The following is a 19,839-nucleotide window of genomic DNA, read 5'->3' as shown; positions in this document are numbered from 1 at the left end:
CCCTTGCGACAGACCGCGAGGGATGTCTGTGATCCATGTCACGAAGTGGGCGCCAGGGGCGCACCACACCCGCACCCTTCGGCTCGCCGGGGCGGCTGGCGAGAACGCACGGTCTTCCCATCACCCTCACGGCGCGGGACGGGCGCACATCGTCAGAACCGGAAAGTGTCAGAACCGGAAAGTGTCAGAACCGGAAAGTCGCGCCGATCAGCGGTCCAGTCATGTCGATGTCGAGCTTCATGCCGCCTCGGTCATAGTCGAGAGCCATGTGGCGATAGCCGGCGGACAGAAAGACGCGGTCGTTCACCCGGTAGTTCAGCGTCCCGACGGCCTGCCAGGTCAGGTTCGAGCCGGCGCCAAAGCCACCGACATCCGTATAGGCAATCACCGACCAGTCCGGCGCGAACTGCCACCGCGCCCGCGCCGCCAGCACCGGATCGAGCCAGGTATCGCTCTTGCTGGCGGCAAGGCCGGTGCCGCGGATATTGACGCTGGCGTCGATATGCCACAGGCGGGCGCCGGCCAAGAGGTCGAGCGTGAACTCGGGCCGGGCGACCACGGAATAGCCGCCGGCGAGCGTCGCAGAGAGTTGCCGCACCTGGCCGTGCACATCGAAGCCGAAGGGGGCGAAGGGCAGGGCGATGCGGTCCTGCTCGGTCACGGCCGACCAGGTGAAATCGCCGAAGATCACGAAGCGGTCGTAGCGGGCCGTACCGCTGACGAAGAAGGCGCCGTCGAGATTTTCGAGAATGTCGCTGAACGGACGGTCGAAGGAGGCGGTCGGCAGGAACGGGCGCGGCTTGACGGTGCCCGACAAGGAGGGCGCCCAGGCATAGGGCGTGACCTGGAAACGCCAGCCGTCCTCGGCATGGGCAGGGCGCGCCAGCAACTGGGCCGCTACGAGCAGCGCCGGCAGAAGGACGGCAAGGAACCATGCCCCGCGGGCGATTCGCCGGCTGACTATGGGCGTAGAGCCCTCTGATCGGTCAACCATGGGGCCGCTCCTCCTTGCAACGCGCGATCAAGCCCGCACCTTGCAATGCGCGATCAAGCCCGCAGCGCGGGCGGGCTGCGAAGGCGACACGAAAGCTACTGCCCCGCAGATCGACGCGTCAATCGCCCAAGCGGCAATTTGGCGACTTCTGTTGCCGTTTCGCCCGGGAGAGTGCCAGTTTCAGGCGGCCGAAAGACTTGGAGAATAGCCGTTCTCCTGCCCCTTCATCCAGTTGTCATGCCGGTATCACGAGGCGGGGGCATCTTGAATATTTCGTCATATCCGAACGTAAATTGTCGAAACTGACGATAGTCTTTCCTGTGGTTTGACAGCCCTGTCGAACACGACCCAGAATGACATGCGTTTCGGCATGTTCAGCGAGGTGTGTGATGCTTCTGTGCGCCTGTTGTTTCACTGGGACCCCCTATCAGGATCGGGTTCCGATGGCCTGCCGCTGCGGGGCGCCGGAAACGCTTGCCGCCTATCGCCGCATGGAGGTCGAACTGTCGCGCCGGGAGATGATCGGCGGCGCCGCCGCGGTCATGGGCATGTTCGCCGGTTTCGGTCTTGCTTCCTCGCACGCCCAGACGGGCGATCCGGGCCGGCCGCTGCTCCTCACCAATCTGCGGCTTTTCGACGGGCAGGAACTGTCGATCCGCGAGGATGTCGACATCCTGATCGAGGACGGCCACGTCTCCGCCTTGCCGCCAAAGGGGCAGGGACCGGCCGAGGCAATCCGGCTCGATTGCGGCGGCCGTGTCGCCATGCCGGGGCTGATCGACTGCCACTGGCACTCGACGCTGGCCAGCGTTTCGCAGGTCACGGCGCTCACCGGCGACATCGCCTATGTGCATCTTCTGGCCGCGCGCGAGGCCGGTGCCACGCTGTTGCGCGGCTTCACCACCGTGCGCGACGTCGGCGGCCCCGCCTTCGCGCTGAAGCGGGCGATCGACGAGGGCGTCGTCGCCGGGCCGCGGATCTTTCCCTCCGGCGCGCTGGTCTCGCAGACCTCGGGACATGGCGACTTTCGCATGCTCAACGACCTGCCGAGGGCCGACCGCGATCCGCTGAGCTATCCCGACCGGGTCGGCGTCACCGCGATCGCCGACGGCGCCGACGAGGTGCTGCGCCGGGTTCGCGAGCAACTGATGCGCGGGGCCAGCCAGATCAAGATGATGGCCGGCGGCGGTGTGTCGTCCGCCTACGATCCGCTCGACAGCACCCAGTTCACCGAGGCGGAGCTGCGCGCCGGCGTCGATGCCGCCTCCGACTGGGGCACCTATGTCTGCGTCCACGTCTACACGCCGAAGGGCATCCAGCGCGCCATCCGCGCCGGCGTGCGCTGCATCGAGCACGGCCAGCTCGCCGACGAGGAGACCGTCGCGATGATGGCCGACAACGGCATCTGGTGGTCGTTGCAGCCCTTCCTTTCCGACGAGGATGCCAATGTCCATCCCGATCCGAAGCAGCGCGCCGATCAGCAACGGGTCTCGGAAGGAACGATCCGCGCCTATGAGACGGCGAGGCGTCTCGGCGTGCGCTCGGCCTTCGGGACAGACATCCTGTTGAACCCCGGCCGGTCCGCGTCACAAGGTCGCCAACTGGCCAAGCTCGCCCGCTTCATGAGCCCGCTGGAGGCCCTGCGCGCAGCAACGGGGCGTGCCGGCGAGCTGCTTGCCATGTCGGGCGACCGCAACCCCTACCGCGCGCCGGTCGGGGTCGTGGCGCCGGGGGCGCTCGCAGACCTGCTGGTGGTCGACGGCGAACCCGAGACGGATCTCTCGTTCCTGGGAACGCCGGACACGTCGCTGCGGCTGATCATGAAGGGCGGCGAGGTGGTCCGCTCCAGCCTGTAGCGCGCGATTTTCGGCAAGTGGCATCCCGGAATCCCCGCACGCGCGCGGACCTGCTCCTAGAGCCCTTTCGGCCAATTCGAAGTCAATTCTGCTTCTCGATTGGAGCGGCGATCCGGCGTCGAAACGGTCGCCGCGCGATGCCTTCGCATCGGGCAAGATCGGTTCGGCGTCGGGTGCCCGCCAATCGGAAGCCCTGCGGGACGGGCGATTTTGCGCCAATTCCAGCGCAAAGCCCCTTGTCCGTATCCAGATACGGCCTGCATGCCTTTGCTTGACCTTGTCACAAAATCGCTCCGTCAGAATGGCTCCGAATTGGCCGAAAGGGCTCTAGGTGTTTTCCGGACTAGGCCTTGCCGGCGCTCTGACCCAAATTCGGCCGGACCTTTCCCGGGCCTCCGCCCCCTCCAGAGACCACGGACCAACGCCCATGAGCAGTGATCGCGACCAAGACATCGCCGAGGCCCATGCCCGCGATGCCGGCACCGTCCTTGCCGCCCTCGACACCACGCCGGCCGGCCTGTCGGCGAGCGAGGTCGCCGAGCGGCTCGCCAGATACGGGGAAAACCGGCTGCCGGCAGCGCCGCGCCGCGGGCCGCTGGTGCGCTTCCTCAGCCAGTTCCACAACCTGCTGATCTATGTGCTGATCGCCGCCGCCGCGATCACCGCGCTGATGGAGCATTACATCGATACCGGCGTCATCCTGGCGGTGGTCATCGTCAACGCAATCATCGGCTTCATCCAGGAGGGGCGGGCCGAGCAGGCGATGGACGCGATCCGCGACATGCTGGCGCCGCACAGTTCGGTTGTGCGCGACGGCCGGCGGCAGGGGATCATGGCGAGCCAGATCGTGCCCGGCGACATCGTGCTGCTGGAGCCCGGCGAGCGGGTGCCGGCCGACATGCGCCTGCTGGAGGCGGCGGGCCTGCGGATCGACGAGGCGCTGCTGACCGGCGAATCCGTCCCGTCCGAAAAGGAGACGCAGGCCACGGCCGCCGACGCGCCGCTCGGCGACCGGCACGGCATGGCCTATAGCGGCACGCTGGTCACCGCCGGCACTGGCCGCGGTGTTGCCGTCGCCACCGGCCCGGCCACCCAGATCGGCCGCATCAGCGGGTTGCTGTCGTCGGTCGAGACCCTGACGACGCCGCTGGTCCACCAGCTCGACGGCTTCGCCCGCTGGCTGACCCTGCTGATCCTGCTGGTCGCCGGCCTGGTGCTCGCCTGGGGCTATTATGTCATCCACATGCCGTTCGACGAGCTGTTCATGGCCGTGGTGGGCCTCGCCGTCGCGGCCATTCCGGAAGGCCTGCCGGCCGTCCTGACGATCACGCTCGCCGTCGGCGTGCAGGCGATGGCGAGGCGCAACGCCATCGTCCGCCGGCTGCCGGCGATCGAGACGCTGGGCTCGGTCTCGGTGATCTGCTCCGACAAGACCGGCACGCTGACCCGCAACGAGATGCTGGCGGCGACCGTCGCCACCTCGCGCCACCTGTTCGCCGTCACCGGCGAAGGCTACTCGCCGGAGGGGACGATCCGGCTCGACGACCGGGACGTCACGGCCGGCGAGCATGGTGTGCTCGCGGAAATCGCGCGGGCGGCCGCCCTGTGCAACGACGCGGCGCTGCATCCGCACGAGGAGGGCTGGCGCACCGAGGGCGATCCGATGGAAGGGGCGCTGAAGGCGCTCGCCGCCAAGATCTCCGGCGACGGCCACGAGCCCTATGGCGATCATGCGCGGCTGTCGGAGATCCCCTTCGACGCCGCCCATCGCTACATGGCGGTGCGCCATCGCAGCCCGGACGGCCACACGGACCTTCACGTCAAGGGCGCGCCGGAGCAGGTGCTGGCGATGTGCGCCGGCCAGCGCACCCCGGAAGGGGGGATCGAGCCGCTCGACAAGGACTTCTGGACCCGCGAGATGGACGCGATCGCCGGCCGCGGCCAGCGGGTGCTGGCGCTTGCCACCGTCGACGACGCCTGGCAGCCCTCCGGCGATCCGGCCGTGCTGCGCAAGGAGGACCTGGCCGGCCGCCTCATCATCCTCGGCCTTGTCGGGCTGATCGACCCGCCGCGCCCCGAGGCGGTGGTCGCCGTGGCCGAATGCCACGGCGCCGGCATCCGGGTGAAGATGATCACCGGCGACCATGCCGGCACGGCGGCGGCCATCGGCCGGCAGATCGGCCTGAAGAACCCCGACAAGGTGCTGACCGGCAACGATCTCGACGCCATGGACGATGCGGAGCTTTCGGCGCAGGTGGTGGAGACCGACATCTTCGCCCGCACCAGTCCGGAGCACAAGCTGCGGCTGGTGACGGCGCTGCAGGCGCATGGCCTGACCGTCGCGATGACCGGCGACGGCGTCAACGACGCGCCGGCCTTGAAGCGCGCGGATGCCGGCATCGCCATGGGCCGCAAGGGCAGCGAGGCGGCGAAGGAGGCGGCCGACCTGGTGCTCGCCGACGACAATTTCGCCTCGATCGCCGCCGCCGTGCGCGAGGGCCGCACCGTCTACGACAACATCAAGAAGGTGCTGAGCTGGACCCTGCCGACCAGCGGCGGCGAATCGATGACCGTCGCCCTGGCGCTGCTGCTCGGCATGGCGCTGCCGATCACCGCCGTGCAGATCCTGTGGGTCAACCTGATCACCGCCGTGACGCTGGGCATCTCGCTGGCCTTCGAGCCGACGGAGGACGGCACGATGCGCCGCGAACCGCGCCCGCGCCGCCAGCCGATCCTGGGCGGGGCGCTGCTCTGGCACATCGTCATGGTGTCGGCGCTGATCCTGGCCGGGGTCTTCGGCATCTATTTCTACGCCATCGACCGGGGATACTCGCAGGATGTCGCCCGCACCATGGCGGTCAACACGCTGGTGGTGCTGGAGATCTTCCACCTGTTCTTCATCCGCAACATCTACGGCACCTCGCTGACCTGGAAGGCGGTGCAGGGCACGCCGATCGTCTGGGCCTGCGTCATCATCGTGACGCTGGCGCAGTTCGCCATCACCTATGTGCCGACGCTGCAGATCGTGTTCGGCACGGCGGCGGTGCCGTTCTTCGACGGCGTGCTGATCGTGATGGTGGGCGTGGCGTTCTTCGCGCTGATCGAGATCGAGAAGCAGTTGCGGCTGGTGTTCCGCCGCAACGGCGACGGCGAGCACTGACAGGGACGGGGGACGACGGGGGCGGCGGCCGGGCGGGCGGCATGACAATGGAGCAGGCGGGCACGACACGGGAGGGAGGCGCGCAATGCTGCTGAGAGGCGAGGTGCTGGAGGGGATCAGGGCAGGGCGGATCAGCCTGCAGTTCCGCCGCTGGAGGCGCCGCACGGTCAAGCCCGGCGGAACCCTGCGCACAGCGATCGGCGTCCTTGCCATCGGCGACATCTCGCCGGTCGAGGCGGGTGCTGTGACCGACGACGACGCCCGCGCGGCCGGCTTCCCGGATGCGGCGGCGCTGCGCGACTGGCTGGATGGCGGCAGGCCGGGGACGCTGGAGCGGATCGAGGTGTCCTGGGGCGGCGAGGACCCGCGCGCCGGGCTGCGCGAAGAGGCCGGCCTCGACCCGCAGGCGCTGGCGGAGATCGCCGGGCGGCTCGATGCCATGGACGGGCGGGCACGCGAGGGACCCTGGACCGGGCGGATCCTGGATCTGATCGCCCGCAACCCGGAGCGCCCGGCGGCGGAACTTGCCGCCGCGATGGGCCTGGACAAGCTCGCCTTCAAGACCCGCGTGCGCCGGCTCAAGGAGCTCGGGCTGACCGAGAGCCTGGCGGTCGGCTATCGCCTGTCGCCGCGCGGGGCGCGCGTCCACGCGGTCCGGTCGGAGCGGCCTTGACGGATCAATAACCATTCGGTTATGAGATAAACCCATAGCCATGGAGTTATGGGTTTCATGCCGCACGCCGAAGACACTGCACAAGTCACTGGCCCAGACATTGGCCCAGACACTGGCCAAGACATTGGCCAAGACGCCCTCTTTCGCTCGCTCGCCGATCCGACGCGGCGGGCGATCTTCGAACGGCTGTGCCGCGACGGCGAGCAGAGCGTCGGCGCGCTGACGGCGCAGGCCGGCGTGTCGCAGCCGGCGGTTTCCAAGCATCTTGCGGTGCTGAAACAGGCCGGGCTGGTGCGCGACCGGCAGGCGGGGCGGCAGACCCACTACAGCGCCGATGTCTCGGCCCTCGCTCCGCTGGCCGACTGGACGCGGCGGATGACCGGCTTCTGGGAAGCCCGCTTCGACGCCCTTGAAGACCTGCTTGGAAGGATGGATCAGTGACGGATACCCATGAAGACACGCTGTCGGTCGTCGTCGAACGCGATATCGCCCACCCGCCGGAGCGGATCTGGCGGGCCTTGACCGAGCCGCATCTGATCGAGGAGTGGCTGATGAAGGGCGACTTCCGCCCGGCCATCGGCCATCGCTTCGGCTTTCGCGCCGACTGGGGCTCGGTCGATTGCGAGGTGCTGGACATCGAGCCGCCGCTCCTGCTCGCCTATAGCTGGGGCGACCATGATCTCAAGAGCATCGTCACCTGGACGCTGACCCCGACGCGCGGGGGAACGCGGCTGCGGATGGAGCAGACCGGCTTCCGCCGCGACCAGCCGCGCTACTATGGCGGCGCCAAGGCCGGCTGGCCGCATTTCCTCGATGCGCTGGAAGAGGTGCTGGCGCGCATGGAGTGACCGGCTCCACCGCGACCTGAACCACACCGTCCCCCCAAACCTGGAACTTGTCATGACCCGAAACGGATGGATCCGACAGACCCACCGCTGGCTGTCGCTCGCCTTTACCCTGGCGGTCCTCGCCAATATCGCCACGAACCTTGCCGGCACGGCCTCCGTCTGGGTGGGGGTGCTGGCGCTGGTGCCGCTGATCCCCCTGATGCTGACGGGCCTGTGGCTGTTCGCCCAGCCGTGGCTCGCACGGCGGGACGGCACAGCGGCAGCGACCAGAGAGGCCCGTCCCTAATCCCGCCGCAGCGGCGCGATGAAGGGGCTGTCGAGCAGGCGGGCGGCATCGAGATGGTGCGGCGCGATCCGGCCACGGTCCGGCAGGGCGCCGTCGGCGAGCAGCGTCAGCAGGCTGGCGGCATAGCCGGTGGCGACCGAGGTCAGCGCGTTGAACGGCCCGTAGGCGGCATTGGGCGCGAAGCGGTAGCGCAGCGTGCGCTCTGCCTGCTGGCGGCCACGCTGGCCGCGCGCGGTGAGGACCACATGCAGCACGTCGTCCTCGATCAGCGGCAGGCCGTTGGACAGCAGCGTGCGCAGCAGGTCGCGGCGATGGCGCAGGCCGAGATCGTCAAGCAGGAAGCGCATGTAATCGAGATGGCCCGGATAGCGCAGGGTCTTCACCGTGACGTTGCGCGGGGTGAAGCCGGCGAGCGCGTCGAGATCGGCAAGCCCGCCGGCGGTGACGAACGCCTCGTAGCCGATGCCGTCGAAGGTGAGGCGCTCATACTCCTCCAGCGGCGTCAGTTCGACCGCGGCGCCGTCGCGGATGGCGGCGCTCGGGCGGGTGTATTCCTCGATCAACCCGTCGACATTCCAGATCTGGCCGTAGCCGAGCCGGTTGGTGGGATGGCGCGGGATGGCACCGACCCGGATGACGAGATCGGAGACCGGCGCGAAGTCCTTGAGCAGGCCGCAGGCGAGCACGCCGATCAGCCCCGGCGACACGCCGCAGCCGGTAAGCACCGCGCGGTGGCCGGCAAGGGCGTCGAGGCTGTGGCGCGCGGCCCGGGGCGTCGGGATGAAGTCGAGATAATGCGCCTTCACCAGCAGGGCCGCCTCGGCGACGCGGGCGACGGCCTGGTCCGGCACCGCCGCGACGACGATGTCCTGCCCCTCGATCAGGCGGTGCGCCTCCTCGCCGGGGGCGAGATGGCGCAGGGTCAGCGGCAGGCCGAGGCCCTGCAGCCGGTCGAGCGCGTCGTCGGACCCGTCGACCACCTGCACGGCGAAGCGGCCATGGCCGGCAAGGACGGTGGCAAGCGCCGTGCCGACATGGCCGGCGCCGAACAGGGTGAGCTTGACCTGCGACATTTGCTAGCCCTTGAACCTGGCGACGAAGGCCTGCAGGCGCGGGTTCGTCGGTTCGAGGATGACCTCGGCCGGGCTGCCCTCGGCGGCGATGACGCCCTGATCGAGGAACAGGACGCGGCTTGCCACCTCGGCGGCGAAGGCCATCTCGTGGGTGACGATGGCCATGGTCATGCCGGCCTCGGCAAGGGCGCGGATGACGGCGAGCACCTCGCCGACCAGTTCCGGGTCGAGGGCGCTGGTCACCTCGTCGAGCAGCAGGACTTCCGGGCGCATGGCGAGGGCGCGGGCGATGGCGACGCGCTGCTTCTGGCCGCCGGACAGGTGATTGGGATAGGCCGAGTGCTTCTCGGCGAGCCCGACCTGTTCGAGCAGCGCCATCGCCTCCTCTTCCGCCTCGCGGCGCGGCCGCTTGCAGACGATCACCGGACCCTCGGTGACGTTCTGCAGCACGGTCTTGTGCGGAAAGAGGTTGAAGTGCTGGAACACCATGCCGACATGGCGGCGCAGCGTGCCGATGCCGAGGTCCTCGCCGCGATCGCGGAAGCCGTCGCGCACCCGCTTCTGGCGGAAGCGGATCTCGCCGCCGGTCGGGGCCTCCATCCGGTTGAGGCAGCGGATGAAGGTGGACTTGCCCGAGCCCGACGGGCCGATCAGGGCGACGACCTCGCCGCGCGCAAGGCCGAGGTCGAGACCTTTCAGCACCTCGTGATGGCCGAAGGTCTTGCGCAGGCCGATGGCCTCGATGACGGGGGCGGGCGCGGCGGACAGGGATGTGGCGGTCATCTGGATCTCCTCAGTCGCTGACGCGCAGGCGCTTTTCCACCCAGTCGGCGATCTGCGTCATGGGCAGGAGCATGGCGATGTAGAGCACGGCCATGACGGTGTAGGATTCCAGCGGGCGGTAGGTCTGGCCGTTGACGACGGCCGCCATATAGGCGAGGTCGGCGACGGAGATGACCGAGACCAGCGAGGTGTTCTTGAACTGGATCACCGACTGGTTGATGAAGGACGGCAGCATGCGCTTGAACGCCTGCGGCAGGATGATGCGATGCATCGCCTGCCAGGGGCTCATGCCGATGGCGGCGGCCGCCTCGCGCTGGCCCTTGTCGATGGAGACGATGCCGCCCCGGAAGATCTCGGCGTAGAAGGCGCCGACATAGAGCGACAGGGTCAGCATCGCCGCGACGCGGTTGTCGATGTTGCCACCGACCAGCAGCGGGAAGGCGTAGTAGAACCACAGGAGCTGCACCAGCAGCGGCGTGGTGCGGAAGATCTCCTGATAGACGCGGGCGATGAAGCTGAGCATGCGCCAGCCCGACAGGCGCATCGAGCAGGTGAGGAAGCCGATCAGCACGCCGAAGACAATCGAGCCGACCGTGTAGACCACACTGATCCACAGGCCCCACATGAAGAGGTCGCGGTACTGCCAGACCGAGTGGAAATCCCAGGTATAGGTCACGGCTGCGCCTCCCTGCCGGGACGGCGCGGGGCCTGTCGCGTCGCTGTCATTGTCTCGGGTCCTCTGGTTTCTTGTTCGTGTGGACGATCACGCCGCATCGCGGCCGCTCCTGTCCATGGCTTGAGGCAGTGTCCTATGCGGCGCGCGGGCGCCGCAATGCAAAGCAAGGGCGCCGGCTTAGCGCATTTCTTGGAAGCTGGCGGCGGCATCGGCGAAGCGGCCGAGGATCGCCGCGATGGTCTCGCGGCTGGCATCCGTCACCGGCACCATCGGCAGGCGCAGCTCCGGACCGGCGAGATTGGCAAGGGCGAGCGCCGCCTTGACCGGGCCGGGGTTGGACTCGATGAAGAGGCCGTCGGCGAGCTCGGCGACCAGCTCGTGCAGGGCGAGCGCGCGGGCGGTGTCTCCCGCCTCCCAGGCCTTGACCATCTCCACCATCTCGCGCGGGGCGACATTGGAAACGACGGACGTGACGCCGACGGCGCCGAGCGACAGGAACGGCAGGGTCAGGGCATCGTCGCCGGAATGGATGATCAGCCGGTCGCCGCAGGCCTGGCGCAGCCGGGTGACGCGGGCGGAGGAGCCGCCGGCCTCCTTGATGGCGACGATGTTGGCGTGGCGCTCGACCAGCCGGGCGCAGGTTTCCGGCGCGATCTCGACGCCGCAGCGGCCGGGCACCGAATAGAGCACGATCGGCAGGCTGGTCGCCTCGGCGACGGCGCCGTAATGGGCGAGCAGGCCGGCCTGGGTCGGCTTGTTGTAATAGGGCGTGACGACGAGCACCGCGTCCGCCCCGGCGGCCTCGGCGCGCGTCACCTTCTCCACGGTCTTGCGGGTGTCGTTGGCTCCGGCGCCGGCCAGCACCATGGCGCGGCCGGCGGTCAGCGCGACGGTGCGGGCGATCAGGTCCTCGGCCTCCGCCTCGGACAGGGTCGCCGCCTCGCCGGTGGTGCCGACCGGCACGAGGCCGGCGACGCCCGCCGCGAGCTGGCGCTCCACCAGCGCGGCGAAGGCGGCATGGTCGACCTCGCCGTCGCGGAACGGGGTGACGAGGGCGGTGAAGACGCCGCGGAAACGGCTGGCCATGTCGGTCATGGAAGATCCTCCTTGCAGAAGTCAGTTTGAATTGGTGTCGGCGAGCGCATAGCGCCCGTTGGCGGGACGGCGGGCGGCGAGCCACTGGGCGGCGGCGAGCGCCCCTTCGGCATAGGCGGCGAGGGTGTGGACGCGGTAGCTGAGCAGCAGTTCGGCGGAGCCAAGGTCGAACCGGAGCTCGTTGACGCCGACCGTGTCGCCCTCGCGGGTGACGCGGATGTCCGGCTCCGGCGCGTCGAAGCCCATGGCGGCGGAGCGGGCCTCGCGCACCGTGGCGGCGAGCCAGCGCGAGGTGCCGGAGGGCTCGGCCTTCTTGCGGGCGTGATAGACCTCGCCGACGCCGGCCTCACCGCCGGGCATCAACCGGGCGAAGCGGCCGGCGATCTGGCGGAAGGCCTCGAAGCCGAGGGCGAAATTGGCGCTGACCACCATCGGCCGATGGGCGGCGAAGGCGGTGAGCGCGGCGTCTTCTTCGGCGGAAAAGCCGGTGGTGCCGATGACCATCGGGATCGGCTTCTCGCCGACCTCGCCCTGCAGGGCGAGCGAGGCGGCGGGCGAGGAGAAGTCGACGATCACGTCGCAATGGCTGTTCATGGCCGCGTCCGAGGGGCGGTACTCGATGCTGCCGCCGGCGACCGGCGTGCCGACCAGGGCCGAGCGGGGCGAGACCAGCGCGGCGGCCAGCTCCAGCCCGGGACTGGCGAGGACGAGTTCGACGAGGCGGGTCCCGACGCGGCCCGACGCGCCCATGACGGCGATGCGCATGGCGGGTTCCCTCAGTCGATCACCACCTTCGGCTCGCTCATCTCGCGCAGGGCGATGCGCACGCCCTCGCGGCCGAGGCCGCTGCGCTTGACGCCACCGAAGGGGACGTGTTCGGCGCGGAAATCCGGGCCCTCGTTGATCATCACGCCGCCGACGATCAGCTCGCGCGAGAACAGCTTGACCATGGCATGGTCGTTGGTGAAGACGCCGGCCTGCAGGCCGTAGGCGCCGGCATTGACCTCGGCGATGGCGGTGCGGGCGTCCGAGAAGGTGCGGATGGCGATGACCGGGCCGAAGGTTTCCTCGGCGATGATCGGCGCGTCGGCGGCGACGTCGCGCAGCACCGTCGGGGCGACCAGCGTGCCCTTGCGGCCGCCCCCGGCGAGGAGACGCGCGCCCGAGGCGAGGGTGGCGCCGACGCGCTCCTCGACCAGCCGCGCGGCGGCCTCGTCGATCACCGGCCCCATGTCGGTGGCCTCGTCCGCCGGATCGCCGGCACGGACCCCGGCGACGGCGGCGACCAGCCGATCGATGAAGGTCTCGGCGATGGCGGAGTGGAGATAGAGCTTCTTCACCGCCGCGCAGCTCTGGCCGGCGATCTCGAAACGATGGCCGATGGCGGTGGCGACGGCGCGGTCGAGATCGGCATCCGGCAGGACGAAGAGCGGATCGTTGCCGCCGAGTTCCATCAGGCAGCGGACGAGGCCGCTGGCGGTCTTCAGGGCAAGGCCGGCTGCGGGACCGCCGGTGAAGGAGAGCAGGTCGATGGGCGCGCGGGCCAGCGCCAGCGCCGCCTCGGCACCGCCATGCACCACCTGGAACAGATCGCGCGGCCAGCCGGCGCGCACGGCGAGCTCGGCAAGGCGGGCGGCGGCGAGCGGCGCCTTGGGCGAGGGCTTGGCGACCACCGCATTGCCGGCGGCGATGGCGGGCCCGAGCTTGTGGCACAGGAGATTGACCGGATAGTTGAACGGGGTGATCGCGCCGACGACGCCGACCGGCTGATAGGTGATGGTGGCGAGCCGGTCGGCGCCGCCCTCGACAATGGCGCAGTGCAGCGCCTCGCCGTCGAGGAAGGTGGCGGCATCGCCGGACAGTTTCAGCGTGTTCTGGGCGCGGCGGACCTCGTTGCGCGCCTCGCGGATGGTCTTGCCCATTTCCGCGCAGATGGTGGCGGCAAGGGGTTCCGCATCGGCGGCGATCTCGGCGGCGAGCGCGTTCAGCAGGGCACGGCGCTCCGCCGGGGTCGAATGGCGGAACTGAGCCTGGGCGCGGCGGGCGCGGGTGAGCGCGGCGAGGATATCGGCCGGGGAACTCGCCGGCAGGCGGGCGACCTCGGTCCCGTCGAACGGGTTACGGACGGCGAAGTCGGGCTCGGTGTGCAGGGCGGCGGTGGACAGCTTGGTCATGTCTGGCTCTCGTCAGGCAGGGAGGGGGCGGGCGCCGGGGCGGCGAGCGCGGCGATGGGAACGGGGCGGATCGGCCAGCGCTGGCCGGTGAACGCGCCGGGGGCGAAGGGAGTGGTCGCACCGGTCAGGCTGCTGGTCAGGGCGGCGGTGTTGGCGGCGCAGAACCGGCCCTGGCAGGCGCCCATGGCGAAGCGGCCGCTCAGCTTCAGCTCGCGCGGGGACAGACCTTCATCCTCGGCAAGCAGGCGCTTGAGGTCGCCGACGGTGCGGCCCTCGCAGCGGCACAGCACCGTGTCGTCGGCAAGGTCGGCGGGGGACACCGGCGCCAGCGGCGCGAAGGCGCGGGCGATATGGCCCTGGGCGGCGCGGTGGCGGGCAAGGGCGGCGGGCTCGGTTTCGGCATCGGTGGCCTGCCGCCCGGTCGGGGAGGCGAGGCGGGCCGCGATCCGCTCTCCGGCGGCAGTGCCGTCGGCGATGGCGGCCGGGGCGCCGAGCGCGGCGCGGCAGTCGCCGATGCGCAGGACCAGCGGGCGGCGCGGCGACGCCGCCGCATCCTCGGGCAGGCCGAAGGCGTTTTCGGCAAGCCCGTCATGCAGGGCGATGCGATCGGCGGCAAGGCTGTGGCTGGCGCCGCGCCGGTCGGTCCAGGTGGCGACAAGGGTCTCGCCCTCGCCCTCGCTCTCGGCTGCGATCCGCCGCAGCACGGCGCCGCGATGCCAGGGCACGCGGGCGCGGGCAAGGGTCGCGAGATAGCCCGCCGCCTCGCGCAGCAGGGCCGGATGGGCGATGAGGGCAAGACCTGCCGACCAGCGCCGCAGCGGGTCGCCCGCCTCGAGAATGGCGAGCGGCGGATGGCCGAGGCCGGTCATCTGGGCGGCGACGGCGAGCAGCAGCGGGCCGGAGCCGGCCAGCACCACCCGGCCGGCGGGAGGGCGGCCGGTCTCCTTCATCAACACCTGCAGCCCGCCGGCGGTGACGACGCCCGGCAGGGTCCAGCCGGGACGCGGCAGGATGCGCTCGACGGCGCCGGTGGCAAGCACGAGCGCGCGCGGGCGCAGCGACAGGACGCGGCCGGCATTGCGATCCTCGATCAGCGCCAGGCCGTCGGCCTCGAGCCCGAGAAACAGGGTTTCAAGGCGCAGGTCGAGGCCGGGTGCGGAGGTGAGATCGGCGAGGAGCCGGCGCCAGCGCTGCCGGGAGGAGGCCGGTTGCGGCACCGGCGCGGCGCCGCCGACCGGCTGGCGGAAGATGGCGCCGCCGAGGCTGGCGCGCTGGTCGACCAGCGTGACGGACAGGCCCTGACGGGCGCAGGCGCTGGCGCAGGCCATGCCGGCCGGGCCGCCGCCGACGACCAGCACATCCATCGCCCGTTCGATCTTGCGGGGGGCGTCAGGCCGCATCGCCGGGCTCTCCCTGTACGAGGTGGAGGGGTGCGGGGTGGAGGGGCTCGACGCGGGCGCCCGCCTCGGCCCTGGTCAGGCAGGCCTCGCGCGGCACGCCGGCGACCCGCACGGTGCAGGCCTGGCAGGCGCCGATGCCGCAGAAGTAGCGGGCCGACTGGCCGACGGGATCGCGCCCCAGCGAGACGATGCCGGCGGCGGTGAGGGCGGCGGCGATGCTCTCGCCGTCCGAAAACGGGATCGGCCGCGACATCCAGAAGAAGGTGGGACGGGTCATGCGGCGGCCTGCAATTCGGCGAAGCGGGAGGGCGCGAAGGGGGCAAGGTCCAGCGCCGGCGCCGTGCCGCAGACGAGATCGGCAAGGGCGGCGCCGGTGACCGGACCGAGGCAGATGCCGTCACCCTCGAAACCGGTGGCGAGAAACCCGTTGGCAAGGCCGGGCAGGGGGCCGACCAGCGGCAGCCCGTCGCGCACGGCGGTGCGGGCGCCGGCAAAGCCGCGCAGCAGGCGCACGCCGGCAAGGCCGGGCACCAGCGCGACCGCGTCGGAGAGGATGCGGGAGACGGCGGCAAGATCGGTCTCGCGCTTGTCGCCATGGTCCTCGCGGGTGCCGCCGATGAGGAACTGGCCGGTGCGCAGCGGGTCGACGACGAGGCCGAAGCCGCGCGCGGCGGAGGCGGAGGCCTGCTCGCCGCCGGCGTCCAGCGCGCGGGTCTGGCTGCCCTTGGACAGGAGATAGCGCCCGGACATGATCGAGCCGGGCATGGCGCGGCTCAGCGCCAGGTCGCGCTCGGTGATCAGCAACTGGCCCTTGCGCGGGGTGAGCACGGCTTGCAGGCCGAACAGGGGCGCGGTGCCGTTGCCGGTGGCGAAGACGAAGGCATCGGCGGCGATCCGGCCGCGCGGCGTCTCGACGGCGCGAATGCGCCCGCCGGCCGCGTCGATGTCGAGCCGGGTCACCGGGCAGCCGCGCAGCACCGGCACGCGGGCGGCGGCAAGCAGTTGCCGCACCACCTGATAGCCGATGGCATGGCCGTCGCCGCGCACCTCGATGACGAGGCAGGCGGCCGCCGACAGGGCGGGAAAGCGCGCCTGGATCGCCGGCGGCTCGATGGCCGCGACCGCGACGCCGGCCTGGGCGAGGGCGGCGGCATGGGCTTCCAGCACCGCGCGTTCGGTCGGGCTCGCGGCGACGATGAAGGTGGAGCGGGGATGGAACAGGCCGGCAAGCGGTGCGTCGTCGCCCTGAAGGCCGGTTCCGGGGTCCGGGTCGAGCCCCGCCAGCCGGCGATAGAGGGCGATGCCCTGGAGCGCGGCCTGCATCAAGGGGCCCGGACGCTTGCTGGCGACGGAGACGGCGCCGTCGGCGGCGCCGGAGGCCTCGGCGGCCGGGGCGAGCGCGTCGAGCACCGTGACATTGAGCCCGCGCCGCGCCAGGAAATAGGCGGCGGCGCTGCCAATGATGCCGGCACCGGCGACGACAACGGAAGCGGGTTGCGGATGCGCAGTTGCCACGGGCTGACCCCAGGGGTTGAACATGGGGGCAAGTGTGGCGGGGCCGGCGGGGAAGCGTCGATACAAGATGACGGGCGAGCTTGCTGCGGAATTTTGTATCGGCTAAGGGGGAGGCAGCCCCTATGGCGGTGCGGCAGGGAGACACGCATGGCCAAGATCAGCCTGACGCTCATCCAGACCTTCTACCAGGTCGCCCGGCACGGATCGTTTTCCGGCGCGGCGCGGGAACTGAATCTCAGCTACCAGTCGGCGGCCAACCATGTGCGCCGGCTGGAGCAGATCCTCAACGGCCGGCTGATCGAGACCGAGCAGGGCGCCAAGCGGATCGCGCTGACGCCGCGCGGCCGGGCGCTCTACAACCTGCTGCATCCCGAACTCGACATCATGCTGGAACGGCTGACCAAGCTGATCGAGAACCAGCGCTCGGCGCTGCGCGTCGGCATGCCGCAGGCGATCTTCTTCTATCTGTTCCCCAAGGTGCTGACGCGGTTTCGCGAGGAATTCCCGGAGATGGAATTCGCCGTCTACGAGCGCGACACAGTGCTGGCCGAACTGGTCAAGAACGGCAGTCTCGACGTGTGCATCTCCGAGCGCTATTTCGGCGATCCGGTGGTGCCGCAGCGCCTGCTCGGCAGCTACCGGCTGAGTCTCGTCTATCCGCGCGCCTGGGGCGCGGCGCCGGCCCCGGCCGAGGTGCCGGCCTGGGCGCGCGGGCGCGCCTTCATCACCTACGAGCCCGGCCAGACACTGCGCAACCTCGCCGTCGACTTCCTCGGCCGCGACGGGGCGCAGGTGCAGCCGGCGATCTCCACCTCCGGCAGTTCCTCGGTGAAGCGCTGCGTCGAGGAGGGGCTGGGCTTCTCCATCATCCCGTCCTGGTGCATGCAGGGCGAGGAAGCGGCGATCGCCAGCGTCAGGCTGACCAACCTGCCCGAGGTGCGGGTCTATTTCGGCAGCGCCGGCTTCCTGCAGAAGCACCCGAGCGTGCAGCGGCTGTTCGCCGACTGCCAGGCCGAGCTGGTCGGCCCGGTGCTGGAGCCGCCGCGCGGCGGCGATCTCGCCCATCCGGCGCTGTAGGCGCCCTCGGATTATCCGGCGCCGTGAGCGCCATTGGTCCTTCCAACATATAAAAAACTGCGTAAGGGCGGCGGCGTCTCTAGCATTGTTCCCACCCCCGCGCCCGCTAGGCTTGACCCCGGCCAACAGTGCTGCCGGGCCGCGCCACCAGACGGGCACCGGCCAACGATACGTCGGGGAACAACGGAGGTCCTTTACCCATGACATTCCTGAAGAAGCTGTGCAGTGTCGTCGCCATGACGCTGGCCATCGGCGCCGCGAGCGCCGCCGTCAGCACCGCGAGCGCCGGCACCATCGAGGAGATCCGCGCCCGCGGCGTGCTACGCATTCCCGGCATCCTCAACGAGGTGCCGTATTTCAACAAGGATCCGCGCACCGGCGAATGGCAAGGTTTCGTCATCGACATGGCGAGCGACATCGCCAAGATGCTGGACGTGAAGCTGGAAGTGGTGGAGTCGAGCTGGTCCAACGCCATTCTCGACGTGCAGAGCGGCAAGGTCGACATGGCCTTCGCGGTGACCGCGACGCCGGTGCGCGCCATGTCGGTGTCGTTCTCCGACCCGACCTATTACAACAGCTTCATCATCGTCTCGGCCAAGGACGAACTGACCGGCAAGACCTGGGGCGAGTTGAACGACCCGAAATACACCTTCGCCGTCGATCTCGGCTCGGCGCAGGACCTGATCACCCAGCAGTATCTGCCCAAGGCCAATGTGCTGCGCTTCAAGACCCGGGACGAGGCCATCGTCGCCGTCACCACCGGCAAGGCGGACGGCCTCGTCAACACGATGCTGAACGGCCTCGTCATCTCCAAGAAGGCGCCGACGATGGGCTCGGTGAAGGTGCCGACGCCGGTTCTGTCGACCCCCTCCGTCATCGCCCTCAACTACAGCGCCGACGAGACGTTCAAGAGCTTCGTCTCGGCCTGGGCCGAGTACAACCGCCGCATCGGCAACAACCAGACCTGGATCGTCAAGAGTCTGGAGCCCTTCGGCATCACCCTGACCGACATGCCCGTCGGCTTCGGCTTCGGCGGCTGATCCGGATCCGATCCTCACCCCATCGACCTTTCGCCCCCGCGCCACCGGCGCGGGGGTTTTCGTTTCCGGGACGGGTTGTCGGATGCTACGCTGCGCCCAAGGAGGAGAACGACTTGGCCGATCCCTCGCAGCATGTCGCGCATGTCGTGAAGACGGCGACCGACTCCAATTCCGCCGCCCGCTCACGGCTGGCCGCTTCCTGGCGCCGGTCGCTGGACCATTACGGCCTCGATCCGGGCGAACGGGATGCGGTGCGGCGCATCAGCGGCGAGGCGCTTGCCGAACGCCGCGCCCGCTACGAGGCGATCCTGAGGATCGCTGCGCCGCGGCTGGATGCGCTCTACCAGCTCGTCAGCGCCTCCGGATGCGGCGTGTTGCTGACGGATGCCGAAGGGGTGGTGCTCGATCTGCGCGCCGCCGACGGCGATGCCGAGGTGTTCGAGGCCTGGGGCCTGGTGCCCGGCTTCGACTGGTCCGAAGCCTCTGAAGGCACCAACGGCATCGGCACCTGCATCGCCGAACAGCGCCGCGTCATCATCCACCGCGACGAACATTTCCGCGCCCGCAACACGTCGATGAGTTGCATGGACACGCCGATCTTCGGGCCCGAGGGGGAGCTGATCGGGGCGCTCGACGTCTCCTCGGCGCGGGCCGACCAGACCGAGTCCTTCAACCGGCTGATCGCCGCCATGGTCGCCCAGACCGCCCGCCAGATTGAGGTCGACAGTTTCCGCGCCGCCTTCCCGCAGGCCCGCATCATCGTCACCGATGCCGACGACAGCGAGACCGCGATGCTGCTGGCGGTGGACCGCGACGACATCGTGCTCGGCGCGACGCGGGGGGCGCGCAAGGCCTTCGGGCTGGGGACCAGCGGCCCGATCCGCCGGGTGCCCGCCTCGGACCTGTTCGGGCGCGAGGACGGACCGACCGGCTTCGAGCGGGCCGAGCGGGCGGCGGTGATGCGGGCGCTGTCGCGCAGCGGCGGCAATGTCTCGGAGGCGGCCCGTGCCCTCGGCGTCGGGCGCGCCACGCTCTATCGGCGCATGAACCGGCTCGGCATCGGCGAAAACGAAAGCTGACCTGTCTCGATTCCGAGACAGGTCCGATCGCCGACGTCCGCGTGCCGGCTGATCGCCCTCCGTTCCAGCGGTAGTTTCCGCCCATCCCGGCGGAGGACCGGGAGACACGG

General features: G+C 70.1%; 19 protein-coding genes. 9 read left to right on the top strand and 10 right to left on the bottom strand.

Annotated elements, in window-relative coordinates; genetic code table 11:
• Positions 1-184: 184 nt before the first annotated feature.
• Complete coding sequence (locus TSB10P1A_RS16355) at positions 185-994, bottom strand: hypothetical protein (RefSeq protein ID WP_186389016.1); 810 nt, start codon at positions 992-994, stop codon at positions 185-187.
• A 443-nt stretch (positions 995-1,437) separates the two neighbouring features.
• Here TSB10P1A_RS16355 and TSB10P1A_RS16350 point away from each other — a divergent pair, with 443 nt between their 5' ends.
• From TSB10P1A_RS16350 to TSB10P1A_RS16325, 6 genes are all read left to right on the top strand, one after another.
• On the top strand, positions 1,438-2,850 hold the full coding sequence (locus TSB10P1A_RS16350; protein WP_186389015.1) for an amidohydrolase family protein: 1,413 nt from the start codon (positions 1,438-1,440) through the stop codon (positions 2,848-2,850).
• A gap of 427 nt (positions 2,851-3,277) precedes the next feature.
• Entirely contained in the window at positions 3,278-6,010 is a 2,733-nt protein-coding gene (locus TSB10P1A_RS16345) for an HAD-IC family P-type ATPase (protein ID WP_186389014.1), read from the top strand.
• An 85-nt stretch (positions 6,011-6,095) separates the two neighbouring features.
• Positions 6,096-6,683 (top strand): winged helix-turn-helix transcriptional regulator, encoded by a 588-nt coding sequence (locus TSB10P1A_RS16340; RefSeq protein ID WP_186389013.1) that lies wholly within the window; start codon positions 6,096-6,098, stop codon positions 6,681-6,683.
• A 48-nt stretch (positions 6,684-6,731) separates the two neighbouring features.
• Positions 6,732-7,124 carry a helix-turn-helix transcriptional regulator gene (locus TSB10P1A_RS16335; RefSeq protein ID WP_244293151.1) on the top strand — a complete coding sequence of 131 codons (393 nt, stop codon included), beginning with the start codon at positions 6,732-6,734 and terminating at the stop codon, positions 7,122-7,124.
• Positions 7,121-7,531: an SRPBCC domain-containing protein gene (locus tag TSB10P1A_RS16330; RefSeq protein WP_186389012.1), complete on the top strand. Its 411-nt coding sequence runs from the start codon at positions 7,121-7,123 to the stop codon at positions 7,529-7,531. The genes TSB10P1A_RS16335 and TSB10P1A_RS16330 overlap by 4 nt, the downstream gene beginning before the upstream one ends.
• 52 nt (positions 7,532-7,583) lie before the next feature.
• Positions 7,584-7,817, top strand: coding sequence for a hypothetical protein (locus tag TSB10P1A_RS16325; RefSeq protein WP_186389011.1), 234 nt, complete (start codon positions 7,584-7,586; stop codon positions 7,815-7,817).
• Here TSB10P1A_RS16325 and TSB10P1A_RS16320 read toward each other — a convergent pair.
• The 9 genes from TSB10P1A_RS16320 to TSB10P1A_RS16280 form a co-directional block, all read right to left on the bottom strand.
• Positions 7,814-8,890 carry a saccharopine dehydrogenase family protein gene (locus TSB10P1A_RS16320; protein ID WP_186389010.1) on the bottom strand — a complete coding sequence of 359 codons (1,077 nt, stop codon included), beginning with the start codon at positions 8,888-8,890 and terminating at the stop codon, positions 7,814-7,816. The two genes, TSB10P1A_RS16325 and TSB10P1A_RS16320, sit on opposite strands and share 4 nt — an antisense overlap.
• Before the next feature lie 3 nt (positions 8,891-8,893).
• Positions 8,894-9,673 (bottom strand): amino acid ABC transporter ATP-binding protein, encoded by a 780-nt coding sequence (locus TSB10P1A_RS16315; RefSeq protein ID WP_186389009.1) that lies wholly within the window; start codon positions 9,671-9,673, stop codon positions 8,894-8,896.
• Between the two features lie 10 nt (positions 9,674-9,683).
• On the bottom strand, positions 9,684-10,349 hold the full coding sequence (locus TSB10P1A_RS16310) for an amino acid ABC transporter permease (protein ID WP_186389008.1): 666 nt from the start codon (positions 10,347-10,349) through the stop codon (positions 9,684-9,686).
• A gap of 177 nt (positions 10,350-10,526) precedes the next feature.
• Positions 10,527-11,444, bottom strand: a complete 918-nt coding sequence (gene dapA / locus TSB10P1A_RS16305) for a 4-hydroxy-tetrahydrodipicolinate synthase (RefSeq protein WP_186389007.1) — start codon at positions 11,442-11,444, stop codon at positions 10,527-10,529.
• Between the two features lie 21 nt (positions 11,445-11,465).
• A complete protein-coding gene (locus tag TSB10P1A_RS16300) occupies positions 11,466-12,209 on the bottom strand; it encodes a 4-hydroxy-tetrahydrodipicolinate reductase (protein WP_186389006.1) in 744 nt (247 codons plus the stop codon).
• Positions 12,210-12,220: 11 nt separating this feature from the next.
• The gene (locus tag TSB10P1A_RS16295) at positions 12,221-13,618 is read right to left on the bottom strand and encodes an aldehyde dehydrogenase family protein (protein ID WP_186389005.1); all 1,398 of its coding nucleotides are present in this window, start codon (positions 13,616-13,618) and stop codon (positions 12,221-12,223) included.
• Positions 13,615-15,018, bottom strand: coding sequence for an FAD/NAD(P)-binding oxidoreductase (locus TSB10P1A_RS16290; protein WP_244293150.1), 1,404 nt, complete (start codon positions 15,016-15,018; stop codon positions 13,615-13,617). Before TSB10P1A_RS16290 ends, TSB10P1A_RS16295 begins: the two co-directional genes overlap by 4 nt.
• Complete coding sequence (locus TSB10P1A_RS16285) at positions 15,008-15,295, bottom strand: 2Fe-2S iron-sulfur cluster-binding protein (RefSeq protein WP_186389004.1); 288 nt, start codon at positions 15,293-15,295, stop codon at positions 15,008-15,010. The genes TSB10P1A_RS16290 and TSB10P1A_RS16285 overlap by 11 nt, the downstream gene beginning before the upstream one ends.
• The gene (locus tag TSB10P1A_RS16280; RefSeq protein ID WP_244293149.1) at positions 15,292-16,533 is read right to left on the bottom strand and encodes an FAD-binding oxidoreductase; all 1,242 of its coding nucleotides are present in this window, start codon (positions 16,531-16,533) and stop codon (positions 15,292-15,294) included. Before TSB10P1A_RS16280 ends, TSB10P1A_RS16285 begins: the two co-directional genes overlap by 4 nt.
• A gap of 147 nt (positions 16,534-16,680) precedes the next feature.
• Between TSB10P1A_RS16280 and TSB10P1A_RS16275 the strand changes: the two genes are divergently transcribed.
• The 3 genes from TSB10P1A_RS16275 (at position 16,681) to TSB10P1A_RS16265 (ending at position 19,729) form a co-directional block, all read left to right on the top strand.
• Positions 16,681-17,610 (top strand): LysR family transcriptional regulator, encoded by a 930-nt coding sequence (locus TSB10P1A_RS16275; protein ID WP_186389002.1) that lies wholly within the window; start codon positions 16,681-16,683, stop codon positions 17,608-17,610.
• Positions 17,611-17,810: 200 nt separating this feature from the next.
• On the top strand, positions 17,811-18,650 hold the full coding sequence (locus TSB10P1A_RS16270; RefSeq protein WP_186389001.1) for a transporter substrate-binding domain-containing protein: 840 nt from the start codon (positions 17,811-17,813) through the stop codon (positions 18,648-18,650).
• A 113-nt stretch (positions 18,651-18,763) separates the two neighbouring features.
• The gene (locus TSB10P1A_RS16265; RefSeq protein WP_186389000.1) at positions 18,764-19,729 is read left to right on the top strand and encodes a GAF domain-containing protein; all 966 of its coding nucleotides are present in this window, start codon (positions 18,764-18,766) and stop codon (positions 19,727-19,729) included.
• The last annotated feature ends 110 nt before the right edge of the window (positions 19,730-19,839 follow it).

Origin of the sequence: Stappia sp. TSB10P1A, assembly GCF_900185725.1 — a bacterium.
GTDB lineage: Bacteria > Pseudomonadota > Alphaproteobacteria > Rhizobiales > Stappiaceae > Stappia.
This window is presented reverse-complemented; position numbering and strand designations above follow the sequence as displayed.